Origin of the sequence: Marivirga arenosa (assembly GCF_030503875.2) — a bacterium.
GTDB lineage: Bacteria > Bacteroidota > Bacteroidia > Cytophagales > Cyclobacteriaceae > Marivirga > Marivirga arenosa.
Genome location: NZ_CP129968.2, coordinates 1,844,017 through 1,870,464, shown reverse-complemented (window position 1 = coordinate 1,870,464; position 26,448 = coordinate 1,844,017). Strand labels below are relative to the sequence as shown.

The window sequence follows — 26,448 nt, the reverse complement described above, 5'->3', positions numbered from 1 at the left end:
CTAATTTAGGTTTGGATTACTCCTACATTAAATGGTTTTTCTATTGGCGCATGATCTGCTGCCTCAATCCCCATTGAAATTACTTTCCTAGTTTCTAATGGATCAATAATACCATCCACCCATAATCGAGAGGCTGCATAATATGGAGAAAGTTCTTCATTATACTTATCGGTAATTTCCTTCAGCATTTTCTCCTTATCCTCTTCTGATATTTCCTCTCCTTTTGCTTTAAGGGTAGCTACTTTTATTTGCAATAAGGTTTTTGCTGCAGCCGCTCCACTCATTACTGCAATTTGGGCTGTAGGCCATGCATAGATTAGTCGAGGATCATAAGCCTTTCCACACATTGCATAATTACCTGCTCCGTATGAATTACCAATCACAATAGTAAATTTAGGTACTACCGAGTTGGCCATAGCATTTACCATTTTAGCCCCATCCTTAATAATACCACCATGCTCAGATTTACTTCCAATCATAAAGCCGCTTACATCTTGAAGGAATACAAGTGGAATTTTTCGTTGATTACAATTCATGATAAACCTTGCAGCTTTATCAGCAGAGTCGGAATAAATTACTCCCCCCATCTGCATTTCCCCTTTCTTAGTTTTTACAACTTTTCTTTGGTTTGCTACTATTCCAACTGCCCATCCATCAATTCTTGCTGTTCCGCAAATGATAGATTTACCGTATAAGGCTTTGTATTCATCAAACTCTGAATTATCAACCAGTCTTTCTATTATATCTCTAGTATCGTAAGGTTTTACTCGATCATTCGGTAGTAAACCATAGATTTCTTTCTCATCTTTTTTAGGTGCTGCTGGTTCTTCTCTGTTAAAACCAGCTTTTTCAAAGCTACCTATTTTATTAAAAATCCTTTTAATATCGTCTAAGCAATCCTGATCAGTTTCATGCTTATTATCCGTAACACCTGAGATTTCGCAATGTGTAGTAGCTCCACCTAATGTTTCATTATCAATATCTTCACCTATAGCAGCTTTTACTAAATATGAACCTGCTAAGAATATAGATCCTGTTTTATTTACAATCATAGCTTCATCCGCCATAATCGGTAAATAAGCGCCTCCTGCTACACAGCTACCCATGATAGCAGCTACTTGAATAATTCCCATTGAAGACATTTTTGCATTATTTCTAAATTGTCTTCCAAAATGTTCTTTATCAGGGAAAATTTCATTTTGCATTGGCAGGAATACACCAGCACTATCTACTAAATAAATGATAGGCAATCTATTCTCCATCGCTACTTCCTGAGCGCGTAAATTTTTCTTTGCTGTCATGGGAAACCATGCCCCAGCCTTAACGGTAGCATCATTAGCTACAATAACCACCTGTCTACCTTCTACATATCCAATTCCCGTAACTACACCAGCAGAAGGGCAACCGCCTACCTCTTCATACATACCATCTGCAGCAAATGCTCCGATTTCTAAAAATTCAGAACCATCATCTACTAAATAATCAATACGTTCTCTTGCTGTTAATTTTCCTTTTTTGTGTTGGGATTCAATCTTTTTTTCTCCCCCACCTAAATATACTTTTTCAAGCTTGTGCTTTAACTTATCTACCTCTTGTTTATTGAGGTCCTCGTTCTTATTAAATTCAATATCCATTTAGTCGTTTCCTGATATGATTAATAATTAATTAAGTATTCAATTATTTCTTCTTGTCTTTACTACCAAATAATGAGAAGTGTACATACTTCTTAGGCTGATCCTTCATATCAATCAATAAGGCATCTAAATCAACTAATGTCTGATTTAGATTAAGATATAAAGAATCATCATTTAGTAATTTATCAACCGTGCCTTCACCATCCTGCATTGAAGCCACTGTAGAATTGATTGTGATTAATGTAGAATCTAATCTATTCACAACTTTAGCTAATTCTAAAGAATTAACAGAATCGGCAATACCATTTGTTTTATTAAGTAATGCTTTTAGTCCAGTTCTTTCATCAGCCAAAGCAGCAGATATTTTTTTAAAATCATCGATCATCGCTCCTATCTTAGCTTGCTTTTCTGAAATCTCTGCTAAATTTCTGGTGGTAGTTTCCACATGAAGCATAATATTTTGTATTTTACTCTCGTTACGATCGATGTTTGCGAGTATTCCATTTAAATGTTGGCCAACAGAGTCTAAAGTCTTTAATACTGGATAGGCTTGTTGTTGAATTTGTTCAGTTAATGCGGGTTCTACATCTCCTTTCACTTCGCTTCCTTCCGCTATAGGTTCAACCACATTATTCCTTTTCAACACTATAGTTTGAGATCCTAGAATGTCTGTTGCTAACATAGCAACCGATTCATCTCCTAAAGTGATATCCTCCCTTACCTCAAAATAAACTTTCAATTTATTTTCCTGCTCTTGAAGAATTTCAATTCTACTTACTCTCCCCACTGAAAGTCCGCTTAATAACACAGGATTAGATACTGTTAAACCATTCACTTGGTCATAAACAGCATAATATTCATTTTTAGGATCAAAAAAATCTATTCCTTTAAGGTAATTAAAACCAAAATAGAATATTACAATTGATGTAATTGCCAAGACGGCAACTTTAATTTCTTTAGCTATTTTCAAAGTTGTATAAGTTTTTAGTTCATTGATTCAATTTCTACTTTGTAATCTCGGATGGCACGGAAAATACCCGATGCTATATACGTCTTTCCTAAGTCATCGTTCAAATATCTTTCCTCTTTAGGATTACTTAAGAAGCCAGTTTCAATCAGTACACTCGGCATTGAGCTTTTAAATAAAACCACAAATCCGGCTTGTTTAACACCCCTACTGTGTCTTCCTACTCTCTTATCGAACTGATATTCTACTTTTTCGGCAAGATTCAAACTATTAGCTAAATAAGCATTTTGGTATAAAGAAAATAATATGTGAGAAGCTGGATCATTCGGATCAAAACCCTCATACTTTTCTTCGTAGTTATCCTCCATAAGAATAACAGCATTTTCTCTTTTTGCTACATTCAAGTTTGTTTCTGACTTATGAAGTCCCATTATCCAGGTTTCTGTGCCGTGAACTTTTTCGCTATAGTCAACTGCATTACAATGAATAGATACAAACAGGTCGGCACCATTTTTGTTCGCGATATTCGAGCGTTCGTCAAGTTCAACAAAATTATCATCTTTTCTAGTATAAATGACTTCAACATCAGGCAAATATTCTTTAATGATTTCACCTAGCTCCAAAGCAATATCTAAAGCAATATCTTTTTCTTTTGACATTACGCCTCGTGTTCCACTATCTTTGCCCCCATGTCCAGCATCAATCACAACCTTATTTACTTTATATGAAGGTTTATTAAGATTTGTGAATGAGCCAAGGACCATCAAAATAGTAAGTGTAGAAAGGATGGTAATATTTTTCACAATCTTTCGGTTGTTTAATTTGAATAGTATAATTTTACACAAAGATTGCAAAAATTCATCAAATCGGAAAAATCCACGAAATAATTTGAGGCGGTATATTTTAAGTATTTTCATATTCATTGTTCCTTATTTTGGTTTTGCTCAAGACGCGGATTCTTTAGTACAGAAAACCGATTCCTTGATTAACACATCCCTCGATATTGATAGTCTTAAAACTTTAACAGACTCTACAGCTACTATAATTTCTGATAGTACAAAAGCTGAAGCTGATACTGTTAAAAACAAGAAAAAAGGGGACATCGCAACCACAGTCAATTACAATGCCAAGGATTCTTTAAACTTTAACTTGAAAACTCAAGACATTATTATGTATAAAGAGGCCCATGTAGATTATGGAGAAATTGAACTAGATGCTGATAAGATAAAAGTTAATTACAATACCAAGGTACTAGATGCCAGTGGATTAAAAGATACTTCCGGTAATATTAGCGGTAAACCAATATTCTCGGATAGAGGCCAAGTTTATCAAACAGATGAAATTAGATATAATTTCGACACCAAAAAAGCCATTATTAAGGGTGTAGTAACCCAGCAAGGGGAAGCCTTCATGCATTCAAACTGGACGAAAAAGAACGAAAAGGATGAACTATTCAGTGACCACGCTCTCTATACTACTTGTAATTTAGATCATCCTCATTTTGGTATCTCAGCAAATAAATTAAAATTAATTCCTGGAGATAAAATACTTGCTGGCCCTTTTAACCTAGAAATCACAGAACTTCCCACGCCTTTATTATTTCCATTTGGTATGTTTCCGATGCCCAATAATAAGACCTCTGGTATTTTATTCCCCACTTACGGTGAAGAAAATAGAAGAGGATTTTTCTTAAGAGATGGAGGTTATTATTGGGCTATCAGTGAATATATTGATTTAGCTTTAAGAGGTGAAATTTATTCAAAAGGAAGTTATGGTTTATCTTTAGCTTCAAATTATAAAAAGAGATACAGTTATAGCGGAAACATTAACATCCGTTTTAATCAGCAGCAAATTGGGGAATCTGAAGTAGATTCAGCAGTTTCAAAAGATTTCTGGATACAATGGTCACATCGACCTGAATCAAAAGGGACAGGAAGATTCTCTGCTTCAGTGAATGGTGGAACCTCAAGCTATAACCAAAACAACCCAACTTCAAACTACCAGCAGCAAGTAAACGCGAACTTTAACTCCAATATTTCTTATTCTAACGTTATTGCAGGAACGCCTTTCAATTATGCGATAAGTGCAAGACACAATCAAAATATTAGAACTAATGAAATTGACATTCTATTACCAGAAGTAGCTTTGAACATGAACAGGCAGTATCCATTTAAAAAGGTTAATCTGGATGGTTTTGACTGGCTACAGAAAATGAATTATTCATACAATTTTACAAGTACAAATAGAATAACAAATAATATTGGAAGAGTTAGCCTGGAAGCTACAGAAGATAGTATTGCAGACTTTAGTCCAGAAAATTTACCTTTCTTATTAGAAAGAGCTAATAATGGAGGTAGGCATAGAGTACCAGTTTCTACTTCTTTTAATTTATTTAAGTTCATTACGGCAAGTCCTAACTTTAATTATGATGAGGTATGGTATCTAAGAGAATTAAATCACAGATACAGTGATTCTTTAAAAACTGTAGTAATTGATACCTTAAATACTTTTAGTAGAGCTGGCTCTTACAATGCTGGCATTGGTTTTACTACTAGATTATATGGTACAATTTACCCTAAGAATGGACCAGTGAAAGCAGTTCGCCACATTATGACTCCAACTGTAAACTTCAACTGGCGTCCCGATTTTGGTGAGGAACAATATGGTATTTACAAGGAAGTTCAGACTGACTCTCTTGGAAACACTAGAATCTTTTCAAAATATGATGGATTTGTTTACGGTAGTCCTGGTAGAGGGAAATCGGGAACAATAGGTATTTCCTTAGCTAATACCATTGAAATGAAAGTTAAAAAGGCTAGTGATACTTCTGACACTCCTACTAAAGTGAAAATTTTTGACAACCTTTCTTTTTCCACCAGTTATAATATAATAGCTGATTCATTTAGATTGGCACCCATCTCTATAAATGCTAGAACAAACCTTTTTAACAATAAATTAGATGTTAACATACAAACTGGCATAAATCCATATGTTATAGTATTGGATAGTATCATAACAAATGAAAGGGGTGAGTCCGAGGTTTTTCAACGTGAAATTGATCAATATGCTTGGGAAGGTGGCCAAGGAATAGGACGATTAACCACAGCAAATATTGCATTATCAACTAACCTGAACCCTAAGGGTAAGAAAAGCGATGATGAAAACCGAAATAATTTAGAAGACAAAGCTAGGCAAGCTGGTGCCACTGAAGATCAGGTGCAGGCATTATCCAATAATCCTCAAATGTATGTTGATTTCGATGTTCCATGGAACTTAAGAGTACGATATAATATCAGATGGAGCAAAGACGGCTATGAAGAAGCTACAGTGCAACAAACCATGAATTTCAGCGGGGACATTAATTTCACAGAAAACTGGAAAGTTGGTTTCACTTCGGGTTATGATTTTGAGCAAAAAGACTTCACACAAACTTCCATCAATATCTTCAGAAATCTACACTGTTGGCAAATTAATGCAAATTGGGTACCATTTGGAAGATTCCAATCTTTCAGTGTAGATATTGGAGTAAAGGCTTCAATTTTACAGGATTTGAAATTAAACAGAAGAAGAAGCTGGTGGGATAATTAATCCACTGATGAAAACCGATACTAAATACTAGTATTCTATAGTCTGTAAATGATACTCTAAAAGATTTTCAGTGCATCTATCTAATATATCAAATACGTTTTGAAAACCTTCCTCGCCACCATAATAAGGGTCTGGCACATCTATACCTTTCAGATCATCTTCAGTTTCAAATTCTCTCATTAACTGAACCTTTCTAAGATGCTCCTCGGAAGTTGCTTGGCCAATCACTTTCATCTTATTAGAATTATCCATGACCAAAATATGGTCGAATTTATTGAAGTCAGAGTATTCGAATTGCCTTGCCCTATGATTTAATTCTAAATCATTTTTTAGTGCATTTTCGCGAGTTCTTTCATCCGGTAGCTCACCAATATGGTAGTCAGCAGTCCCACAGGAATCAATTTTAAAGTGCTCGTTTAAATTTAATTTTGCAATTTTCTTCACAATCAAACCCTCAGCTAATGGAGATCGGCAAATGTTCCCTAAGCACACAAAAAGTATTTTCTTCATTTTTGCAAAATAGTTTTAAATTCTAAATTAATAAATGAGATGAATAATATAAACCTTTTATTAACAAAAGCTTGTTTTGCTTCATAAGCGATACGTTTTATAAGCGCTACCTTTTCTTTTCTCTCCTTAATTAGTTTAAACGCTTTTCTACATATAATAAGTGTTGAATTTAACTGCTTATTATCTTTTTGATATTGTTTGGCAGACATAGAATTATTAAGAATTCTTTTATTTACCAATATTTTATCCGTATAACTAAATGGATATTTTCTGGATAGGCGCAGCATAATATCAAAATCTTCATAGGCTAAACTTTCATCATAACCTCCTATTTCTTTTAGGTATTTTGCATTGTACATCATGGAAGGAGAACATATATAATAACGCTCTAAAATAGCGGCAAAGCAATCTCCTTCTGGTACTATTTCCTTTGATCTTTTAATATCATCAACTTCAAAATGTGATTTTATGTATTCACCATTCTGATCAATATAATTAGCATTTGTAAAGTTTACTGCCACATTTCTATTAGCTTTTAGATTCTTAACTCCCTCTTCTACCCTATGAGGCAAAAGAACATCATCTGCTGCTAAGTCAATTATATAATCCGATTCACACTCTTTCAATGCAATATTAAAAGCTTTACAATTTCCATGATTTTCATTTAAAAAGATAGACTTAATCTCTCTTCTTTGATTCTTTAGAAATGATTTAATGACTTCCACACTCTTATCCGTAGAAGCATCATCCACAATGATTAATTCAGTTGGATAAGTCTGATTTAAAACGGATTGCATAGCCTCCACTACATATTCTTCCTGATTATAACATAAGCAAATTACAGTGACCTTAGTTGCTGACATTTTTTAAATCATTTACACTAATTGCAGAAATTGATATGGAATAAATAATAAATCTGCAGATGTGAGCTATAACAATGGAATCAATTCCATTTCCAAGTTTTAATAAAATTACAATAATAAAGACAATCGTGCTTAATATTTCTGCAAAAATGTAGGAATAGGTATTTACTCTGGCTAAAAGATATATAGCAAAAGGGAATGATAATATAGCCAAAAAATCTCCTACTAACTGAAGCCGAAATAAATAATTTGCCTGACTATACTCTCTATTATACAATAGAGTTAATAATTGATCAGAAAAAAGGAATAAAATGATGATTAGCATTAAAGATAACACCAGGTATATTAAGAAATGCTTCCGTAATATTGTACTTTTTATGGTATCAGATGAAATTGCTTTTGAAATACTGGGATAAAAAGTTAAAAACAAAAAGCTAATAATCAATCCTCTATATGCTTCTGATAAACGAACCACCGCTTGCCAAAGACCCGATTCATTTTGACCAAATTCTTGTACTGCATATTCTCTGACAAAATAATCAACCCATTTACTACTTATTAAAACAGTAAACCCAATTATGAGAAATTGCTTAAAATGGTTTTTAATTTTATTATCAAGTTCAAAGTTTATATTAAAATGGTTCTTAATAGGCAGATAAAGTATTAGAGTAAAAATTGCTTGAATTATTAACCAAAAGAGTAAAAATTCATTTAACTCAAACTCATATAATAAAACAATTAAAAAGAAGAGAAGCCATTGAAATGAAATAATACTAAGAAATATTTTCAGCTTCTTCTCAACTACATAAATGGCTGATAGAATTAAACCAAGGCTGAAAAGTATTATTGAAATAACTATCAGAACCCATTGTGAAAATGAAAAACTAAATAAGCTTTCGTTAAAAATATATTTTAAAAATAGAATGAAGGCTGTACCACTCAATAATATCAATAATAAATGAAGTGAGGCCCCTATTATTTTAGACTTTTCAAAATCCTTTTTAGGGAAAGCATTAATTAAACCATTTACAATTACATCCTGAACAGGTTGAGTGAAAATTGATATTAAATTTTGAAAGTGGCTGATTAAGGTAGTTCCTACTGGCCCATATGCAACAGCAACAAGTTTTTGAACTCCAAAACCCACTGCACTTCTGATTATGATCAATATTGCACTAAATACCGCATGTTGATATTTTGTAATTGTTTTTAACATTCAACATTATATTTTCGGTAGCATTTCCCTCCTATTTTTAACTTATAGGATAGCAATTCTTTATTTATACCTTTATTAGAGAGCATAGAAGTACCCATATCGATAAAAAGAATTTTATTTTCAAAAGCCCAATTATAGACTGCATTCCAAAGTAATAAGCTGGGTTCCTTAGCATCATATTTAGGATTTGTAATTAAGGAATATACATATAAAAACTCAGAATGAATTTTAACAAAAAAGACTGTACCCACTACTTTATCACTATTTATTAAATGAAATGCCTGGTAATTATGAGGGAATTTAAGCTTCAGATTTCTCATCACTTCAGATCTAATAAAATTTTGGTGACCCTTCTCTATCCTCCAACTCAGGTTTAATTCATAAGTCTCTTTCCAATCATTTTTACGAACTAATTCAGTTTTAAAGGATCTATCTTTTAATAATGAATTTAACTTCCTACTTTTTCTAGCGTTTACAATTGCCCTTGAAAAATCAGCCTTATCAACTGATAAAACTGTTCCTATATCAACTGACTGTATATTCGATTTAAAAAATTCATACTCATCCATTAAAGATTTCAAAAATGCGAAATAGACTTTTTGATTATAATTTGATTTCAAATAGCCTTTAACAACTTCAAATTGAATGAGAAAACTAGAAGTTCGTGAAATAAAAGGTTTAAAATAAGGAGCACTGAAAGGAGTTCTTATTTCGTTTGAAGACTTATAAAAACACCAATAGGACAGTATATTTCCATTATCATCTTTAACTAACACTGGCAAAATTTCTTCTTTTCTTAAATGAAATAGCCAATACTCTTTTTTAGTAAAAAGCATCAGATCCATTTCAGCTTCCTCTTTTTGAGAAGGGAATTGCTCAGAAATTTGATAGTTTTGCCACATAAGTGTAAAAATACTTTTTAAACTATAATTAATAATAGCTTTTCAACTAATTTGAGCTTTGAGTAAAATTTAAAGCCTTTAAAAATATTTAAGTAAAGAAAATAATGAAGGATTCTTTCTATACAATTTCAAAGGGTGGTGAAGGATTATATAAAGAAAAAGGAAGTAAATTTATTGGCTTGGCCTTTAGAGTTCGTGATGAAGATGAAGTAAAAGAAAGATTAGAAGAAGTTAAAAAGCAATATTATGATGGAAGACATCATTGCTATGCTTATATACTTTCAAAAGATAAATTTAGAGCAAATGATGATGGAGAACCCAATCATTCCGCTGGTGACCCTATTTTAGGCCAAATAAAATCCAAGAACTTAACCCAAGTATTAGTAGTAGTTGTTCGATACTTTGGAGGTACAAAACTGGGAGTTCCAGGCTTAATCAATGCCTATAAAACTGCCGCATTTGAAGCATTAGAATCATCTAATTTGACCGAGGTTACAATTGAAGAATTATTTGATATTAACTACGGCTATGAAATCACCAACGAAGTTATGAGGCTATTAAATGAATTTGAAGCCGATATAAAAACTCAGGAGTTTACTGAAGAATGTTCTGCTAATATTGGTATCAAACAATCGCTGAAAGATAGGTTTGAGGAAGAAGCCCTTAAGATTGATGGACTCAAATTTGATTATTTGAATTCTTAATTCTCAATATTTAATTCCTAATCTTTTATAAATAAAATGCATTAACCAAGCTGGCCCTATTAAAAGAAACTGTAAATCTTTTAAGAAGGATGGCTTTTTACCTTCTATTTTATGCCCCCAAAATTGGCCAACCCAGGCTAAAAAGAAAACTATTAAAGCGATTCCCCATAATGGTAAAAAATTGAATTGATCTGCCCATCTTGCAACCGCAATGCACAAAATGGCAAAGGCCAACATACCAAAGGAAATTGGAATAGATAGAGTGATATAATAAATCAATACTAGAACGAGTACAACTACTGCCCAATTGTTGTAATATCCTTCTCCAAGAACGTAAGTAAGACTATCATTTGGAATGGAATAAAGCAATGCTACCACACTCCAAAATATAAGCGGCACGCAAATCCAATGAACTTTCTTATTTGTAGCATTTTTATGGCTTGCCCCATATTCTTCTAGTAGTGAATCTATCTTTCTCATACGACCAAAATAGAGATTTTTATTTTATGAATCAATATTAAAATTATTGTAAAAATTCTTAACACTTTTTTTAAAAAATATATAAAATTATTAGAGTTATTAAAAAAGCTTAATACATTTGCAGTGAATGAATACAAACAGCACAAATATCTACATCTCAAAAAATGCAACTCATGCATTTCATGCTGTTCACGTATTCCATCATTCCTCTTTGTAAGAGGAATATTCACACTATATTGCCATAAGCAGGATTCTGCGCATCATTTTATTTAATAGAAATTAAATAAACAATTCTAATCAAATTCTCTTTTTATTAAATTATCGAAATCAGAAATTAAAAATGAATACTTTAAAAATAGCTATACAAAAATCAGGTAGATTAAGTGAAGATTCACTAAAACTAATCAAAGAATGTGGTATCAAATTCAGTAATGGAAAAGGTAAATTAAAAGCAGTTGCAGATAACTTTCCGTTAGAATTTCTATTTCTCAGAGATGATGATATCCCTGGCTATGTGGAAGATGGAGTAGCTGACTTAGGTATTGTTGGTGAAAATGTATTAGTGGAATATGAAAAAGATGTTGAGCTTGTAAAAAAATTAGGCTTCTCAAAATGTAGATTATCAATTGGAGTAGACAGAAATTGGGATTATAAAGACATTTCTGAATTAGATGGTAAAAGTATCGCAACCTCCTACCCTAAAATCCTTGAAAATTTCCTTAAAGGAAAAAATATCAAGGCAGAAATTCATGAAATCAGTGGTTCTGTTGAAATTGCTCCTAGCATAGGATTGGCGGATGCGGTATGTGATATTGTAAGTTCAGGAAGTACTTTACTTAGCAATGGCCTAAAAGAAGCGGATGTAATTATGCGATCTGAAGCTGTTTTAATCTCTGGAAAAAAGTTATCTTCTGAACAGAAAGAAATTTTAAATCAGTTAATATTTAGAATCGAAGCAGTTCAAGCAGGTAAAAACAATAAATATATTTTATTAAACGCTCCTAATGATTCTATTGATGAAATCATAAGCCTACTGCCAGGTATGAAAAGCCCTACCGTGTTGCCATTAGCAATGGAAGGCTGGAGTTCATTACACTCAGTAGTGAAAGAAGATGAATTTTGGGATGTTATAGAAAAATTAAAAGCTGCTGGTGCGCAAGGAATATTAGTTGCCCCAATAGAAAAAATGATTCTATAATATATAATTGAACCTAAATATTTAATTACACTGAACAGTTGTACAACTGAAAGTAATCAGTATTTCAGAAAGAATTAGCAAAAGGATATGAAAGAATATATTAATCCCAAAAAGGAGAATTGGGAAGAACTATTAAAAAGACCAACTGAATCGCTGCATGATATAAGGAAAATAGTGCAGCCGATAATGGATGAGGTAAAGAAAAACGGTGACAGTAGCGTAAAAAACTATACGGAAAAATTTGATGGTATATCGATAAATGATCTTTTAGTAACAAAAGAAGAAATAGAAGCTGCAAGCAAAAAAGTAGATCAGAAGCTTAAAGATGCGATTAAAGTAGCACACGAGAATATCACTAGATTTCATAAGGCACAGAAAATAACTGATTTAAGGATAGAAACCATGCCTGGCGTTCTTTGTGAGAGAAAATCAGTGGCTATACCAAAAGTAGGTTTATACATACCTGGCGGAACGGCTCCTTTGTTTAGCACAGTATTGATGTTAGCGGTTCCTGCAAAAATTGCGGGCTGCAAGGAAATTGTTCTTTGTAGTCCTCCAGATAAAGAAGGAAACATTCATCCGGCAATTCTATTTACAGCGGAATTAGCAGGTATCACCAAAATTTATAAAGTAGGCGGTGCTCAAGCCATAGCAGCCATGACCTATGGTACAGAAAGTATTCCTAAAGTGGATAAGATTTTTGGCCCTGGAAATCAATATGTAACTGCAGCAAAACAATTGGCCAGCTTAGATGGCGCTGCTATTGATATGCCTGCTGGGCCTTCAGAAGTTTTAGTTTATGCGGATGAAGATGCTAATCCAGCATTTATTGCGGCTGACTTATTATCTCAAGCGGAACATGGAGTGGATAGTCAGGTGATTTTTGTTACTACAGATCAAGACATTATCCCAACTTTACAAAAGGAGATTTATCATCAGTTAAGTGAGTTACCACGCTGGGAAATAGCTGATAGATGTCTACAAAATAGTGCCGTTTTTATTTTAAAAGAAGAAAAAGAATGCATTGACTTGATAAATATTTATGCTCCTGAACATTTAATTTTATTAACTAAAAACGCAAGAGAGATAGCTGATAAAATTGAAAATGCGGGCTCTATCTTTATTGGTTACTATACACCAGAATCAGCAGGTGATTATGCTTCTGGTACAAACCATACTTTACCAACAAACGGTGCTGCAAGAGCCTACAGTGGAGTTTCTTTAGACAGTTTTATCAAGAATATAACCTATCAAGAAATTACAGCTGAAGGATTACAAAAACTTGGCCCCTATGTGGAAGAAATGGCGGAAGCTGAATCTCTAAGAGCGCATAAAAATGCAGTAACTGTGCGTCTTAATAGTATTAAAAACTAATCATAATCTATAGATTAAAATTATGAATTGGAAAAAACTTGTTTTACCCCATATTTTAAAATTACAAGCTTACTCTTCTGCCAGAGATGAGTTTTCAGGTGATGCGAAAGTATTTTTGGATGCAAATGAAAATCCGTTTGATGAGGAACAAAACAATTGGAATCGATATCCTGATCCTTTACAGAAAAATTTAAAAGCTGAGCTTGAAAAAATAAAAGGTATAGCAGCTGAAAATATGTTTTTGGGCAATGGTAGTGATGAAGCTATTGACTTACTTTTTAGAATCTTTTGTAAAGCAGGTGAATCTAATGTTATTACATGCCCTCCAACATATGGAATGTATAAGGTATCCTCTGCGATACATAATGTTGAGAATGTCGAAGTGCCTCTGACACCTGAATTTCAATTGGATGTTAAAAACATTTTGGATGCTGTAAACGAAAGTACCAAATTATTATTCATTTGCACACCGAATAACCCTACGGGAAATAGTTTAAGAAAAGATAGTATTTTAGAAATACTTGAAACGTATCCAGGTATTGTAATTATAGATGAGGCATATATTGATTTCTCGAAAGAAGAATCTTGGATTAAAGAATTAGATCAATATCCTAATTTAGTAATCCTACAAACTTTAAGTAAAGCTTGGGGATTAGCTTCTGCCCGCTTAGGAATTGCTTATGCTAATACAGAATTAATAAAGTTGCTAAACAAGGTGAAAGCTCCATACAATATTAGTGGACCAAGTCAAAAAGTTGTATTGGAAGCTTTACAAAATCCGGAAATATTTAAGAAACAGCTTAAGATCATATTAAGTGAAAGAGACAGATTGCAAGTGGCTTTACAGGATTTACCTTCAGTTAAAAAAGTATATGAAAGTGATGCTAATTTCCTCTTAGTAAAAATAAATCAGGCAAAAGATCTTTACCAAAAATTGATAGAAAAAGAAATTGTAGTTCGGGATCGTTCTAACGTTCAATTATGTGATGATTGTTTAAGGATAACAGTAGGTACAGAGGAAGAAAACAACCTTCTCATCAGAAATTTACAGCTCCTTTTGATCGATTAAACATTTCAACTTCAAAAGTGAAGCCATACTAATACTGTCTGTGATTTCACCATCTAATACCATTTCAAAAGCTTCTGATAAGGGAAGCTTTTTTACTTTTATGTCCTCAGTTTCTTCAAATTGAACCTCACCTTGAGTTAAACCCTTTGCCAAATACACTACCCCTCTCTCATCTGAGACTGAATTAGAAGTGTGAATTTTCATAAATTCATTCCAATCTTTAGCTGAAAGACCCGTCTCCTCCTTCAATTCTCTTTTTGCAGCCTCTAAAACGTCCTCATTTTCAGGACAACCTCCTTCTGGAATTTCCCAACTATATTGATCTAAAGGATATCTATATTGGCCAACTAAATAAGTATTATCGTTTTCATCAATTGGAATCACACCCACTGCAATATTCTTAAAATGAACTTTACCGTAAATGCCTTCCTTGCCGCTTGGATTAATCACGTCATGTTCCTCAACTTTTATCCAAGGATTGTCATATTTTAGTGTGGATTTAACTAGTTTCCATGGATTTAACCCCATTAATTTTTAATTTTGAAGTTTAATTTTTGTTTTGATTTATCTTATTAAAGTCAAATCAAATAAGATTATCCTTTAAAACATATTAATTATCGAAATCATTTTAAGTATTATTAAATAATCTTTAGCTTTTAAAGATTATTTAAACAATTTGTAAGTCAGATATTTAGCTTGTAAGATTTGAGCACTAAAAGAACCATATTACTTCTGATAATAAGCTTAGCATTTTTTGCTCTTGAAGATATCTATGCTCAAAAAAACATGGATGACTCTGCTAGCTATTTTATAAATATAGCAAATGAAAATTGGCATAATGATTTAGCCCTCTCACATAATGCCGCTCAACAAGCATTTGAATTAATTCCTAGAATTGAAGACATTAAAATTAAAGCTGATGCTTACGTGCAATATGGAATATCTTTCTATACCAAATTAGAATATGATAGTGCCCTTTCTTACTACCAAAAAGCAGTTAATTTATTAAAAGCTAATAAATATGATTATTCTCAATATGTACCTTATTTAGCTGCGGTATTAGCTAAAAAAGGACATTTCAAAGATGTATTTGATTTAATCGAAAAGGAGCAATATTCATTAAATGAAAATGAAACAGCTTTTTATGAATTTCTATTAATTAAACTTAGTGCAGCAATAAAAATTGGCTATACTGACCACGCCTTAAAACTTATAAACCAATTACAGCAAAATGGAAATATAGCAACCGAAAAATTATTAAACAGGTTTAAAAGTCTTCAAGGACAATATTATCAGTTAATTGCGTCATACAAAAAATCAGACTCAATATTCAATAAGCTAGCTTTTTACTATAAAAGTACCGATAACAAAATGGATTTAGCTGAAACCTATCTTTTTCTAGCTAAGAATGCCATGGAAGTTAGTAATTATAAAGAGAGCTCAAAATTCTTAATTAAAGCACAATCTATTTATGAAGAATTAAATTATGAGTATGGTATTGCACTAATAAATCTTGAAACTGGAACGCTACTTTCATGGATGCAAAGATATAATGAGGCAAGTGATTATATCTTTAAAGCTTTAAAAGTATTTGACAATAATCAGAATCTTAATGAACTTCAAATAGCCTATTATGAATTAGGATGGATTTTCTATTCCCTTGAATTAGAAAAAAGAGCGAAAAAGTATTTAGATCAAGCCCTAGAAATTGCTCGTGAGATTCAAAATTATCGTTTTCTAGGGAGTCAGCATAACGCCTACGGATCATTATATACTGATTTAGAAATTTTTGACTCTGCTATCTTTCATTTTGATTCTGCTATTTATTATGAAGAACTAACGAAAAATATTAAGCAAATTTCAGCTGCTAAGTTTAATAAAGCTGTAGTACTTGAAAAAATTGGGCAAGATTATAAGGCAATTAAGCTATACAGAGAAAGCTATAAAGTAGATTCTACACTAAGAAATTATGCGGGGCTAATTGAAGGGGAATGGGTGTTAGGTGAATATTTTATGAAAAAAGATCAAAATGATTCTGCTTTATACTATTTTAATTTGGGTGAGAAACATGCTATTAATCTGGGAGAGAAATACTTTTTGTTAAAAATTTATGAAGCAAAGGCTAACTTATATTCTAAAACAAATAATTTTAAATTATCTACAGACTATTTTCAAAAGGCATTAAAAACACAGAAAGAACTTTCAGAAGAAACCAAAACATTAGAATTAGCTACTTTAGAAACCTCATACGACTTAAAAAATAAAGAAAAAGAGCTAACACTATTAAATCTACAAAAAGAGAATAATGAAAAAACTATTGCATTAAAAAATAGAACTATTGCTTCTCAAAGAAATACTTTGATTGTTTTAGCAGTTGGATTTATACTTCTATTAGTGATTAGTTATATCATTTTCCGTTACCTAAAAATCAGAACGAAAACTAACCATAAACTGCGTGAGCTGAATAATGAAATTCAAGAAAAGCAGGAAGAAATCATGGCGCAATCTGAAGAGTTGCAGGAAGCTAATCAGTATGTTACCGAGCTAAATGAGAAACTTGAAAACCGAGTAAAGGATAGAACCCTGGCACTTGAAAACGCCCTTTCTGAATTAGATCATTTCTTCTACAGAGCTTCCCATGATTTTAGAGGTCCACTTACTACCTTAATGGGATTGGTGGGTATCTCAAAAGGTTATGATTTACCAGAAGAAGGAAGAACCTTATTTAATCAGGTTAACATTACTGTTCAAAAACTAGATGGTCTGGTTAAAAAACTCCAAGCTGTGAGTTTTTTAGGAGACTTTGAAAATTTAAAAGCTCCTACTTCAATAAATCTGAAAGACCAAATTCATAAAATAACGGATGAAGTCGTAAAAAGAAAGTCATTTGATCGTACTGATTATCAATATGATGTAAAAGTTTACGCTACAGATGATAAAGTCATTTTCTATCCAGTTTTATTAGAAATATGTTTGAGTAATCTGGTTGAAAACAGCTTGATTTTTAATTACACAAAAAGTATTAAAATACGAATTAGTGCGGAAGTAAAAAATGAAGAGCTAATTCTTAGTGTTGCAGATAATGGAATTGGGATTTCAGAGGACATGAAGCATGAAATTTTCAATATGTTCAAAAGAACATCACAAATCTCTTCTGGTAATGGCCTGGGGCTTTACATAGTAAAAAAAGCAACGGAAATACTAAATGGAGATATCAAATTAAAAAGTAAACAAAAAGAAGGTAGTACTTTCACTATTACATTCCCTTTATCAGGTATTACTGAAATAGCAAAAAAATATCAGGATAAAGTATATTCATCTAGTTAAAATCAATTCCCTTACAACTTCATAACTTAATCACCGTAACTAATAACTTCTTAATTAGTGCACCATTTATTCTTGTTTAAAATAAATAATTCCACTTTAAACTTATGAATGCGGTAATTAATCTTTATTTTTAGAATTGACTTAATCAAAATTCTTACAGCATGATTGAATTAGCAAGTATTTTAGTGTTAGGAGTTTTTGCTCAATGGCTAGCTTGGAAAATAAAACAGCCAGCAATTCTCCCACTAATTATTATCGGTCTTTTGGTGGGGCCGGTATCTACTTTCTTTACGCCAGATGGTGTTAAATTAATCGATGGAGATAATATTTTCTCTGGAGATCTTTTATTCTCTTTTGTATCCTTATCAGTAGGTGTTATTCTATTTGAAGGTGGCTTAACCTTAAATTTAAAGGAAGTAAGAACGGTCGCTAGTACTGTAAGAAACTTGTTGATTGTTGGGGTATTAGTGACTTTTGTAGGGGGAACAATAGCTGCTGTGGCAATTTTAGACTTAAGTCTTTCAATGGCCTTACTTTTTGGAGGGCTAATCATTGTATCAGGGCCAACCGTAGTTTTGCCAATTTTGAGGAACGTAAGGCCAAATGCAAAAATAAATACCATTTTAAAATGGGAAGGGATTTTAATTGATCCATTAGGCGCATTAATAGCCGTTTTGGTATATGAATTCATAAAAAGCTCTTCAAATGGAGAGTATTATACTGTTGAAGCACTTAAGGATTTCTTTATCACTATTTCAGTCGGCTTCTTTATTGGTGGGTTTGGTGCAGTTCTTATCTGGTACATAATTAGTAAAAATAAAATCCCAGATTATTTAAGAAATGTTATTACACTAGGTACTGTTATTCTAGTATTCTCCCTTTCAGATATGTTACAAAAAGAAGCGGGTTTATTAGCAACTACCATAATGGGAATAGTATTGGCAAACCTAAAACTTGATGATTTTAAAAAAATACTTTCATTTAAAGAAGATATAAGTTTAATACTTGTAACTGTTCTTTTTATTTTACTCTCTAGTAGAATAAATATTGATCAAATAGAGCAACTGGGAACCAGAAGTTTGGTATTATTTGCAGTTGTGATATTTGTCTTGCGTCCATTAGGCGTATGGCTCAGTTCAATAGGTTCTACTCTTCGCTGGCAGGAAAAACTATTTGTATCATGGATAGGCCCCAGGGGAATAGTAGCTGCAGCCGTTGCTTCACTATTTTCTCTAGACTTAATTAGTACTTCCGCCACAAGCTCCACTATTAAAACTGAAGCAGAACTGTTACTTCCATTGGTATTTTTGGTGATCGTTGGAACTGTAATTATTCAAGGTACAAGTGCAAAATACGTTGGAAAGTGGTTAGGCGTATTAAGAAAAGAACCTCAAGGAGTTTTATTTGTTGGGGCAAATGAAATTGCTAAAAAGTTAGCCTTGTTCCTTAAAAAAGAAGGCTTCTATGTTTTGTTAGCAGATACTGCCAAACACAATGTTAATGAAGCTAGAAAATTAAATTTACCAGTATATGAAGGGAATATTTTATCAGAAGAGATCTTTGAAGAAATTGATTTATCCCAAATAGGTAAAATGATGGCTGTAACCAGTAATTCAGGCATTAATTCTTTGGCTTTAAACTGGTTCGATAATGAATTAGGACTAGAAAATACCTATAGAATTGTGAGTAAAGAAGAAGCTGAAAATGAAAATCTACCGTTACCTAAAAATGTGTTATTCAAATCTCGATTAGATTACCTAAGCTTAAATCATTTACTTAGACAAAATAGTGAAATTTCAGAAGTGAAATTTTATGGTGAGGCAGAATATGAAGAATTCTTAGAAGAAAAGGGAAAAACCATAATTCCACTATTCATTATTACCTCAGAAAAGAAACTACATATAATTTCTGGTTACCCTGAAGAAGTAGGGAAAGATGATCGACTTATATTCTTAAAAAATAAGAATTACAATATGACTAGTAATAAAAACGATTAATAGTTTTTCGATTAATAGGCCAATAACACACATATAAATAGCTTTTAAGGCTTTGGAAACTAATTAATTAGTTCTATATTTATTGAAATCAAATAGGGAACAAATGCAAACATTAACAAGAGCCGAAGAAGAAATCATGCATAAGCTTTGGGAGCTTAAAAAAGCTTATGTAAAAGAAGTTTTAGAAACTTTACCTTCTCCAAAACCAGCCTACAATACCGTAAGTACTATCATTAGAATATTAGAGAAAAAAGGAGTAGTTGGGCACGAAAAGACTGGTAAAAGTTATTTATATTATCCTATCTTAAAGAAAGATGAATATAAAAAACAAAGCTTAAAAAAATTAATATCTGGATATTTCGAAGGATCATTTGCGAATATGGCATCATTTTTTGCTAAAGAAGAAAATTTAAGCAAGGAGGAATTAGATGAAGTACTTCAACATATCAAAGAACAAAAATAGTGGATAGCATTATTTACATTTTAAAAGCACATCTATTATTTATTATTCTTGGAAGTTTTTTTCACTTTTTCCTTAGAAAAGAAAAAAACTTCCACTTTAATAGATTTTACCTTTTAGGAGCATATTTCATTAGTATTATTGCTCCTTTTCTAGAATTTAATTTTTTTAATACCGTAATCATTATAGATACCTCTATTGTTGAAAACAGCATTAATGATTCGAAAATAATACAAGAAAGCGTTGGGAATACTGGAAATAGCTTAAACCTTTATCAGATTCTGAAATATTTCTATTTAACTCTCTGTATAGGTTCTGTATCTATTTTCATAATAAGATTTATTAAAAGTTATTCTCAATTTAATCTAGTAATTAGAAACTCAAAATTTGACTACAGATCAAAAGTTTATTGGGTAGAAAAAGATATTCCAGCACTTACATTTATTACCAAAACACTTTTACCACTTAAGCTACAAAATAATCAAGAGAAAGATATCATAATTAAACATGAAGAATCACATCGGAAAGGACTTCATTTTATTGATATATTTTGTATAGAATTGTGCTCATCAATTTTAATTCTTAATCCATTAAATCGATTGATCAAACGGTATGTAGTTGAAAATCATGAATACATAGCTGACCATTACGCAAGCAAAGCAACAGAAAAGAATAATTATGTGAATTTATTAATAAGAGAGACTGTAAATAACAATTCATTCAAACTAGCTAGCTTTTTCGCTAAACCTAGCATATTGAATAGATTAGATATGCTAAAAAACAATAATACTTCAAGTAATAAGACAATAGTAGCTGCTCTCCTATTCTTTATCACTTCATTTATTTTTTCATGTAACTTCAATCAAAACGAAGAAATAGTTTTAGCAAAGGATATTAATACTGCTACTGTTGAAGAAGCAATCCAAATTACTGATAAAATTTTCAACGTAGTTGAGAAACAAGCTGCACCTAAAAATGGAATTCAAGAGTTCTATAATCAGCTATCAGAAGAAATGGAAGGACTTTACCCTGAAGAAGCCATTGAAAACAAAATAGAAGGTGTAGTGTATTTACAATTCATTATTGAAAAAGATGGAAGCTTTTCTAATATTCAAGCCGTAAAAGGAATTGGCTATGGTTGTGATGAATTAGCCATTGAAGTGCTGAAAAAACAAGGCAAGTGGAATCCTGCTAAGCAAAATGGAAAAGCTGTAAGATCTAGAAGAGTTATCCCCATAAGATTTCAAATTAATTCATAATGAAATTCTTTTTTACTTTTATACTGATCATTTCAATTTTCAACATTCAAGAACCTGAAGTCAAAAACCAAAAATTAGTCCTTCAGGCTGCATTAAACATAGAAGAATTTCAGGAGCATTTTAATAATTCACCACGATATGTGCGTTCTAATGATAGAAAAGAAGTTTTCATGTTGGATTTCCCGGAATTATTGAATGATGAAATAGAATTAACAATACGTGACAAAACCATAAAGTTTATATCAGAAAATGAAATAGATGAACCTGCCAGAAAGTACTTTATTGAAGTAGATGAATTCAGATTAAATAATAAAAAGGCTTCTATCCAATTATCGTATCAGAATGCGAAAATGTATCATGAAACTAAGGAAAAACTAATTTTAGAAGTAAAATTAAATCTTAAAAATTCTGAAGACTGGGTGATACAGAAGTATGAATTAGAAAAAGTAAGTACTAATACTTCCGATTAAGAATTTCAGCATAAACTATTGCCTTTTTCGCACTTTCAGGATCAGATAAACCTTCTCTTATTTCTCGAGCGAAATTATTATCATCAGATTTATCCTCAAACTCAGCGAATCGATTTGATCGTATTTCAACTTCTTCTATATCAACTAACTCATCTATACTTTTAAGTTTTTCTCCTTTTTTGTATAGTTCTTTTAAAGTTTCATCAGCATTTCTATAATCTTTAGCACTCACTTCTTGATCCATAGGCCGTTCTTCAACCTGGTCAGAAAGCGGTTTTATTTCATCACCATCTCTTAAAATGGTTTCCTCTTCATTGGTTGATTGTTCTTCTTGATTTTGACCAGACAATTCAGCTAATATTTCCTCAAAAGTTTTAGGTCTGTTTTCTTTAGCTTGATCAGATGAAGGAGATTTCTGTACCTCTTTTCTTGTAACAGGCTTTTCCTTCTTTCCCTTTCCTTTAAAAAGAAAATAAAGAATTGACAGCACTATATATATGAGAATCTTATAATCATCCATAAAATAAAATTACTAAACTAATTTTGAATTTAGTATGAAATTCAAATAATTAATGGATAATTATAACTTAAAACCTATCAACAATACATCATCAGTTTGACTGTATCCGTATTTCCATTCATCGAACTCTTTATTGAGAAGGAACTTCTGATCATTCATTTCTTTAACTGAAACTTCCCTTAAAAGCTTTTTCAAACGACCTACCAAATATTTCTTATCATTCGGTCCGCCAAATTGATCTTGATAACCATCAGAATACATATAATAGGTATATGCTGAATTGAAAGGTATTTCATGAGTAGTAAAACTTTCATCATTTTGAATTTTACGCTTACCTCCAATAGAAATCTTATCACCTTTAACTACATTAATTTCTTGCTTATCATCAATATAAACTAATGGATTTTTAGCACCAGCAAATTGGATGGTTTTATTTTTTTCATCAATAACGGCTATGGCAGCATCCATACCGTCTTGGTTTTCTGTTTCCGACTGCTTTAGGTAATTACAAACTCCTTCATGTAGTTTATTTAATATTTCAGCAGGATCAGTTATTCCTTCTTGTAATACAACCTGATTCATATTAGTATCTCCTACTAATGACATAAAAGCTCCAGGAACCCCATGCCCTGTACAATCTATGGCCGCAATTATTTTTTTACCATTGATCTCGGCAGCCCAGTAAAAGTCACCTGATACAATATCTCGTGGAAGAAATAATATAAAAGAGTTAGGCAACATCCCTTTCACATAAGCATCTGTAGGAAGCATTGCAGATTGTATTCTCTGAGCATATCGAATACTTCCAATTATATCTCTATTCTGCTTTTCAATATATTCCTTTTGAGACTGCATTGCATCCCTTTGTGAAAGAATTTCTTCCTTCTGCATTTTTAGCTCTTCATTTTGCTCAGAAATTTGATCACTTTTAAATCTTAATTCCTTTTGAGCTTTAATCAAACTCTGATTTCTTTCTTGTAATTCAAAATGAGCCTCCTGTAAAGCTACTCTATGCATGAAGTTATTTTTCATGATATAGTACCTAAATGCAGCCATAGAAAAAGCAGCTATTCCTACTACTATTAATATATTAACTCCTTTCATTAGAAAATAATCTAATACGCTAGCCTCACAAAAATAAGTGTGAACTAAAACTTGAATCAGAAATACTGCAAAGAAGTTTATAACAAAATAGAAAGGTCTTAGAATCACCAAAACAGCACTAGTAATAAATACTGTAACCATTGAAATCATATAAGTCATCCAATCATTACAATCTACCATATAGGCTGCTGATGTAAACAAGCATAAAGCTATTACCTCAAATAGTAACTCATGACTAAACTTAAATTTTTGATGAAGCAGGAACACTAAACCTACCACCACTGAAGGGCCATATCGAAAGGCATACCAGATGTTAATATCTGTCTTTTCAATGGATAATTCAGGAATTGTACTTAGTGGAAATAAAAATATAACCAATAGCGCTCCCCAGCGAGCATAAACATGACCAATTCGTTTATACTCCGCTTCCCACTTCTCATTCAAGTTTATACCAAAACTATCTGCTAGATTTAAATTCATCTATATTATTAAAAAGTTTTATGCGAGATTAACAGCTTTATATCAAAAATAAAAATAGTTTATCGAAAATGAGGATAAACGTGATCTTTCATAAGAGATTGCACTTTTCTACGTAACCATCGCCTTCTTATATGCTTTATCTGTTCATCATAATCTTGCTTTATATTAATTTTATATGCAGGTGTATCTACTTGATTAGCTTCATTCACCCAAACAGAATGAATTGTAAAAGCAAACTGTAGCTCCTCGTGATCTAGCTTAGCGACAGGACCTTTACTTAAATAAGAAGCATCAAAAATCCATATTTCAGAGAAGTAAGATTTACTTTGATGTACATTTTGCTCCTCTCCTATTACGGTACATAAAATATAACCATTCAAAGATTCCGGAATATCACTATTTGGAGATTTACTAGGTACAAATTGTAATGACCACATATAGGTGTTTTTAGGAAAACTGTAATGATCTGTAGCTTTCATCGAATCAGTTTCTACTGTTTCTAAAACGAAGGGAGCACCCTTTTTAGTGAACTCGATCATTTGTTCTGCTGAATATGTCCTATTCCTATTTGGGTCTTTGTATAATCTATACATAAAATCTGTAAGTAACTGATCATTAAGACCATAAGCCTGCCAGAAAATATGCTTTATTTCACCTACATTTCTATCTGGTGAAAGCATATCTTTGTAAGTATATAATCCTACTCCCCATGTGTGTGGACCTGGATCTTTCTCTCCTGGTTTTCCTTCCAAATGCAAAAATCTAGTTTGATCTTCTAAATTATCTCGATTTTTCACATCGATCACAATCTTTCCGATTTTACCAATATCCATTTCACCCACTGCAAGCATCCCCACTTTTTGAGGATCAATTGGACTTCCATTTATTTTACATTCATCATAATATCTAACCCATTCTGCTGGACAAGCGCTACAATTATGAGCAGCATGAAGAGTTAATATGCCATTTGGATTGTCGTAATTAGCTGAAAAATGAACTGTCTCAAGTGGTAAAACAACCTTATGTGCTTTTACTTCTTTTACATTAGGTTGTAAATCTTTTCGATGAACAATATAAAGGGTAGAATAATCATTTTGAGCTCCATCTAACAACTCTCTCAAAAATGAATCAATTCTTTCATTATTAGGGAAAGGGTTATTGAGCATTACATCTAGTGTAAACTTAAAATTGGTATCTGCTAAAAGAACATAATCCTTACTAAAACCTAGTTGATGCATATTATGCTCAATGTCTATATTTGAGCCATCCTCATTAACTATTTTATACGATACCGGTGTTTTTTCTCCTTTCCACTTCACTAAATAGACCGCATTTTCATTAGAAAAATGTCTTCCAATCAATTTCCAGTAAAAGGCTTTTACCTTATCCCAAAAAGACTTTTTTTCCTTCTCAGCTGCTTCATGATAAAAGAAATCATTTACCTCTTTAACAACTTGTTCTTTATCCTCTATCTTTTCCCATCTGCTAATTCTTTCTTCTAATCTAGCCTCAAGTTCTTCCTCACTACTGAATAATAGATGAAATATTTCAGTAGCACTTAATAAATTTCGAGTGGTTTTAGTGAAATTAACACTAAAGACCTCCTGCGTCTCTGGATCATAAACAGGATGCGCAGAAGTTAGCACCATAGGAAAAGGATTATTTAAAAATGGTGGAGTTCCTGCTCTCCAGAATTTGTTCTCTCCAATAGGTGTAATTAAATCAATACTTTCGGGATCAAACTCAAATGGCCTACCTGCATCGAAAGTAGCCAATAATCTCGCCTGCGGATCACCGGGTGTTCTGAATGGAGTGATGGCTGTATTGAGCTGGTTTCTAGTACCCAATTTCATAGACATCCTTGCCAGCCCCCTATTCTTAAATGCAATATCAGCATAAGGATTATTAGGATTTAATATTGGACTTGAAGCTATATCAGCATAATAACAAGGAGTTTTCAATATCCTTGTTTTTAATTTGATTTTACCTTCTTCTGTAAAGTCAAAGCGATACATATACCCATCACCATTTATAACAGGTGATCCAAATTCTTGATTAAATTCACCATTTGGCAATTTTCGTTCATAAGGTAAGCCACCGCTATTAACGGTTCCTGCTCCCGAGTTAATAAATACGAATCCCGATAAATCCTTAGGGATCTCACCTTCTTTAACTTTTAATTCTACATCTAGTGGTTCGCGTGTTGAGGTGAGCAAATTAGGATGACTCATAGTTTTGGTTTTTAATAATTGATGTTTAGAAACACATAAATAATAAAATTTCAATTAATAATTGAGTGATTTAAATATTATTTACAAATTCATTT

22 protein-coding genes are annotated in these 26,448 nt (G+C 32.2%); 10 read left to right on the top strand and 12 right to left on the bottom strand.

Features of this window, described 5'->3' with window-relative positions:
- Positions 1 to 5: 5 nt before the first annotated feature.
- The 3 genes from QYS47_RS08070 to QYS47_RS08060 are packed head-to-tail and all read right to left on the bottom strand — an operon-like array spanning position 6 to position 3,365.
- The gene (locus QYS47_RS08070) at positions 6 to 1,634 is read right to left on the bottom strand and encodes an acyl-CoA carboxylase subunit beta (protein WP_308357037.1); all 1,629 of its coding nucleotides are present in this window, start codon (positions 1,632 to 1,634) and stop codon (positions 6 to 8) included.
- Between the two features lie 43 nt (positions 1,635 to 1,677).
- On the bottom strand, positions 1,678 to 2,604 hold the full coding sequence (locus tag QYS47_RS08065) for an MlaD family protein (protein ID WP_322348325.1): 927 nt from the start codon (positions 2,602 to 2,604) through the stop codon (positions 1,678 to 1,680).
- A 14-nt stretch (positions 2,605 to 2,618) separates the two neighbouring features.
- Complete coding sequence (locus QYS47_RS08060) at positions 2,619 to 3,365, bottom strand: N-acetylmuramoyl-L-alanine amidase family protein (RefSeq protein ID WP_308358442.1); 747 nt, start codon at positions 3,363 to 3,365, stop codon at positions 2,619 to 2,621.
- Positions 3,366 to 3,489: 124 nt separating this feature from the next.
- Between QYS47_RS08060 and QYS47_RS08055 the strand changes: the two genes are divergently transcribed.
- On the top strand, positions 3,490 to 6,189 hold the full coding sequence (locus QYS47_RS08055; RefSeq protein ID WP_322348324.1) for a putative LPS assembly protein LptD: 2,700 nt from the start codon (positions 3,490 to 3,492) through the stop codon (positions 6,187 to 6,189).
- Between the two features lie 27 nt (positions 6,190 to 6,216).
- Here QYS47_RS08055 and QYS47_RS08050 read toward each other — a convergent pair whose 3' ends face one another.
- The 4 genes from QYS47_RS08050 to QYS47_RS08035 are packed head-to-tail and all read right to left on the bottom strand — an operon-like array spanning position 6,217 to position 9,680.
- Positions 6,217 to 6,699: a low molecular weight protein-tyrosine-phosphatase gene (locus tag QYS47_RS08050; protein ID WP_302099995.1), complete on the bottom strand. Its 483-nt coding sequence runs from the start codon at positions 6,697 to 6,699 to the stop codon at positions 6,217 to 6,219.
- Positions 6,696 to 7,562, bottom strand: coding sequence for a glycosyltransferase (locus tag QYS47_RS08045; RefSeq protein ID WP_322348323.1), 867 nt, complete (start codon positions 7,560 to 7,562; stop codon positions 6,696 to 6,698). The genes QYS47_RS08050 and QYS47_RS08045 overlap by 4 nt, the downstream gene beginning before the upstream one ends.
- Positions 7,549 to 8,778 carry an MATE family efflux transporter gene (locus tag QYS47_RS08040; RefSeq protein WP_322348322.1) on the bottom strand — a complete coding sequence of 410 codons (1,230 nt, stop codon included), beginning with the start codon at positions 8,776 to 8,778 and terminating at the stop codon, positions 7,549 to 7,551. Before QYS47_RS08040 ends, QYS47_RS08045 begins: the two co-directional genes overlap by 14 nt.
- Positions 8,772 to 9,680, bottom strand: coding sequence for a hypothetical protein (locus QYS47_RS08035; RefSeq protein WP_322348321.1), 909 nt, complete (start codon positions 9,678 to 9,680; stop codon positions 8,772 to 8,774). Before QYS47_RS08035 ends, QYS47_RS08040 begins: the two co-directional genes overlap by 7 nt.
- 104 nt (positions 9,681 to 9,784) lie before the next feature.
- Between QYS47_RS08035 and QYS47_RS08030 the strand changes: the two genes are divergently transcribed.
- Positions 9,785 to 10,384, top strand: a complete 600-nt coding sequence (locus tag QYS47_RS08030; protein ID WP_302126307.1) for an IMPACT family protein — start codon at positions 9,785 to 9,787, stop codon at positions 10,382 to 10,384.
- 3 nt (positions 10,385 to 10,387) lie between these two features.
- On the opposite strand, the gene QYS47_RS08025 is transcribed toward QYS47_RS08030, so the two are convergent.
- The gene (locus tag QYS47_RS08025; RefSeq protein ID WP_322348320.1) at positions 10,388 to 10,864 is read right to left on the bottom strand and encodes an Mpo1 family 2-hydroxy fatty acid dioxygenase; all 477 of its coding nucleotides are present in this window, start codon (positions 10,862 to 10,864) and stop codon (positions 10,388 to 10,390) included.
- Between the two features lie 340 nt (positions 10,865 to 11,204).
- On the opposite strand from QYS47_RS08025, the gene hisG reads away from it, so the two are divergent.
- The 3 genes from hisG to hisC all read left to right on the top strand — a co-directional run bounded on the left by hisG (position 11,205) and on the right by hisC (position 14,505).
- Positions 11,205 to 12,062, top strand: coding sequence for an ATP phosphoribosyltransferase (gene hisG / locus QYS47_RS08020; RefSeq protein WP_308357045.1), 858 nt, complete (start codon positions 11,205 to 11,207; stop codon positions 12,060 to 12,062).
- 87 nt (positions 12,063 to 12,149) lie between these two features.
- Positions 12,150 to 13,436, top strand: coding sequence for a histidinol dehydrogenase (gene hisD / locus QYS47_RS08015; RefSeq protein WP_322348319.1), 1,287 nt, complete (start codon positions 12,150 to 12,152; stop codon positions 13,434 to 13,436).
- Positions 13,437 to 13,458: 22 nt separating this feature from the next.
- Positions 13,459 to 14,505 (top strand): histidinol-phosphate transaminase, encoded by a 1,047-nt coding sequence (gene hisC, locus QYS47_RS08010; RefSeq protein WP_322348318.1) that lies wholly within the window; start codon positions 13,459 to 13,461, stop codon positions 14,503 to 14,505.
- Here the strand turns inward: hisC and QYS47_RS08005 are convergent.
- Positions 14,482 to 15,033 carry an NUDIX hydrolase gene (locus QYS47_RS08005; protein WP_322348317.1) on the bottom strand — a complete coding sequence of 184 codons (552 nt, stop codon included), beginning with the start codon at positions 15,031 to 15,033 and terminating at the stop codon, positions 14,482 to 14,484. The two genes, hisC and QYS47_RS08005, sit on opposite strands and share 24 nt — an antisense overlap.
- Before the next feature lie 177 nt (positions 15,034 to 15,210).
- On the opposite strand from QYS47_RS08005, the gene QYS47_RS08000 reads away from it, so the two are divergent.
- The 5 genes from QYS47_RS08000 (at position 15,211) to QYS47_RS07980 (ending at position 22,018) form a co-directional block, all read left to right on the top strand.
- Positions 15,211 to 17,832 (top strand): ATP-binding protein, encoded by a 2,622-nt coding sequence (locus QYS47_RS08000; RefSeq protein ID WP_322348316.1) that lies wholly within the window; start codon positions 15,211 to 15,213, stop codon positions 17,830 to 17,832.
- A gap of 161 nt (positions 17,833 to 17,993) precedes the next feature.
- Positions 17,994 to 19,829 carry a cation:proton antiporter gene (locus QYS47_RS07995; protein WP_308357049.1) on the top strand — a complete coding sequence of 612 codons (1,836 nt, stop codon included), beginning with the start codon at positions 17,994 to 17,996 and terminating at the stop codon, positions 19,827 to 19,829.
- A gap of 103 nt (positions 19,830 to 19,932) precedes the next feature.
- Entirely contained in the window at positions 19,933 to 20,292 is a 360-nt protein-coding gene (locus QYS47_RS07990) for a BlaI/MecI/CopY family transcriptional regulator (protein WP_308357050.1), read from the top strand.
- Complete coding sequence (locus tag QYS47_RS07985; RefSeq protein WP_322348315.1) at positions 20,292 to 21,548, top strand: M56 family metallopeptidase; 1,257 nt, start codon at positions 20,292 to 20,294, stop codon at positions 21,546 to 21,548. Before QYS47_RS07990 ends, QYS47_RS07985 begins: the two co-directional genes overlap by 1 nt.
- Entirely contained in the window at positions 21,548 to 22,018 is a 471-nt protein-coding gene (locus QYS47_RS07980) for a hypothetical protein (RefSeq protein ID WP_322348314.1), read from the top strand. The genes QYS47_RS07985 and QYS47_RS07980 overlap by 1 nt, the downstream gene beginning before the upstream one ends.
- Here the strand turns inward: QYS47_RS07980 and QYS47_RS07975 are convergent.
- The 3 genes from QYS47_RS07975 to QYS47_RS07965 are packed head-to-tail and all read right to left on the bottom strand — an operon-like array spanning position 22,002 to position 26,353.
- Positions 22,002 to 22,538 carry a hypothetical protein gene (locus tag QYS47_RS07975; protein ID WP_322348313.1) on the bottom strand — a complete coding sequence of 179 codons (537 nt, stop codon included), beginning with the start codon at positions 22,536 to 22,538 and terminating at the stop codon, positions 22,002 to 22,004. The two genes, QYS47_RS07980 and QYS47_RS07975, sit on opposite strands and share 17 nt — an antisense overlap.
- A gap of 60 nt (positions 22,539 to 22,598) precedes the next feature.
- The gene (locus QYS47_RS07970; RefSeq protein WP_308357053.1) at positions 22,599 to 24,122 is read right to left on the bottom strand and encodes a PP2C family protein-serine/threonine phosphatase; all 1,524 of its coding nucleotides are present in this window, start codon (positions 24,120 to 24,122) and stop codon (positions 22,599 to 22,601) included.
- A 59-nt stretch (positions 24,123 to 24,181) separates the two neighbouring features.
- On the bottom strand, positions 24,182 to 26,353 hold the full coding sequence (locus tag QYS47_RS07965; RefSeq protein WP_322348312.1) for a carotenoid oxygenase family protein: 2,172 nt from the start codon (positions 26,351 to 26,353) through the stop codon (positions 24,182 to 24,184).
- Between the last annotated feature and the right edge of the window lie 95 nt (positions 26,354 to 26,448).

Coding starts and splice junctions, on each gene's coding strand:
- QYS47_RS08030 (WP_302126307.1), top strand. CDS start 9,785: ATGAAGGATTCTTTCTATACAATTTCAAAGGGTGGTGAAGGATTATAT.
- QYS47_RS07995 (WP_308357049.1), top strand. CDS start 17,994: ATGATTGAATTAGCAAGTATTTTAGTGTTAGGAGTTTTTGCTCAATGG.
- QYS47_RS08035 (WP_322348321.1), bottom strand. CDS start 9,680: ATGTGGCAAAACTATCAAATTTCTGAGCAATTCCCTTCTCAAAAAGAG.
- QYS47_RS07970 (WP_308357053.1), bottom strand. CDS start 24,122: ATGAATTTAAATCTAGCAGATAGTTTTGGTATAAACTTGAATGAGAAG.
- QYS47_RS07990 (WP_308357050.1), top strand. CDS start 19,933: ATGCAAACATTAACAAGAGCCGAAGAAGAAATCATGCATAAGCTTTGG.
- QYS47_RS07975 (WP_322348313.1), bottom strand. CDS start 22,538: ATGGATGATTATAAGATTCTCATATATATAGTGCTGTCAATTCTTTAT.
- hisG (WP_308357045.1), top strand. CDS start 11,205: ATGAATACTTTAAAAATAGCTATACAAAAATCAGGTAGATTAAGTGAA.
- QYS47_RS08060 (WP_308358442.1), bottom strand. CDS start 3,365: ATGGTCCTTGGCTCATTCACAAATCTTAATAAACCTTCATATAAAGTA.
- QYS47_RS08025 (WP_322348320.1), bottom strand. CDS start 10,864: ATGAGAAAGATAGATTCACTACTAGAAGAATATGGGGCAAGCCATAAA.
- QYS47_RS08040 (WP_322348322.1), bottom strand. CDS start 8,778: ATGTTAAAAACAATTACAAAATATCAACATGCGGTATTTAGTGCAATA.
- QYS47_RS07965 (WP_322348312.1), bottom strand. CDS start 26,353: ATGAGTCATCCTAATTTGCTCACCTCAACACGCGAACCACTAGATGTA.
- QYS47_RS08045 (WP_322348323.1), bottom strand. CDS start 7,562: ATGTCAGCAACTAAGGTCACTGTAATTTGCTTATGTTATAATCAGGAA.
- hisC (WP_322348318.1), top strand. CDS start 13,459: ATGAATTGGAAAAAACTTGTTTTACCCCATATTTTAAAATTACAAGCT.
- QYS47_RS07980 (WP_322348314.1), top strand. CDS start 21,548: ATGAAATTCTTTTTTACTTTTATACTGATCATTTCAATTTTCAACATT.
- QYS47_RS08050 (WP_302099995.1), bottom strand. CDS start 6,699: ATGAAGAAAATACTTTTTGTGTGCTTAGGGAACATTTGCCGATCTCCA.
- QYS47_RS08070 (WP_308357037.1), bottom strand. CDS start 1,634: ATGGATATTGAATTTAATAAGAACGAGGACCTCAATAAACAAGAGGTA.
- hisD (WP_322348319.1), top strand. CDS start 12,150: ATGAAAGAATATATTAATCCCAAAAAGGAGAATTGGGAAGAACTATTA.
- QYS47_RS08005 (WP_322348317.1), bottom strand. CDS start 15,033: ATGGGGTTAAATCCATGGAAACTAGTTAAATCCACACTAAAATATGAC.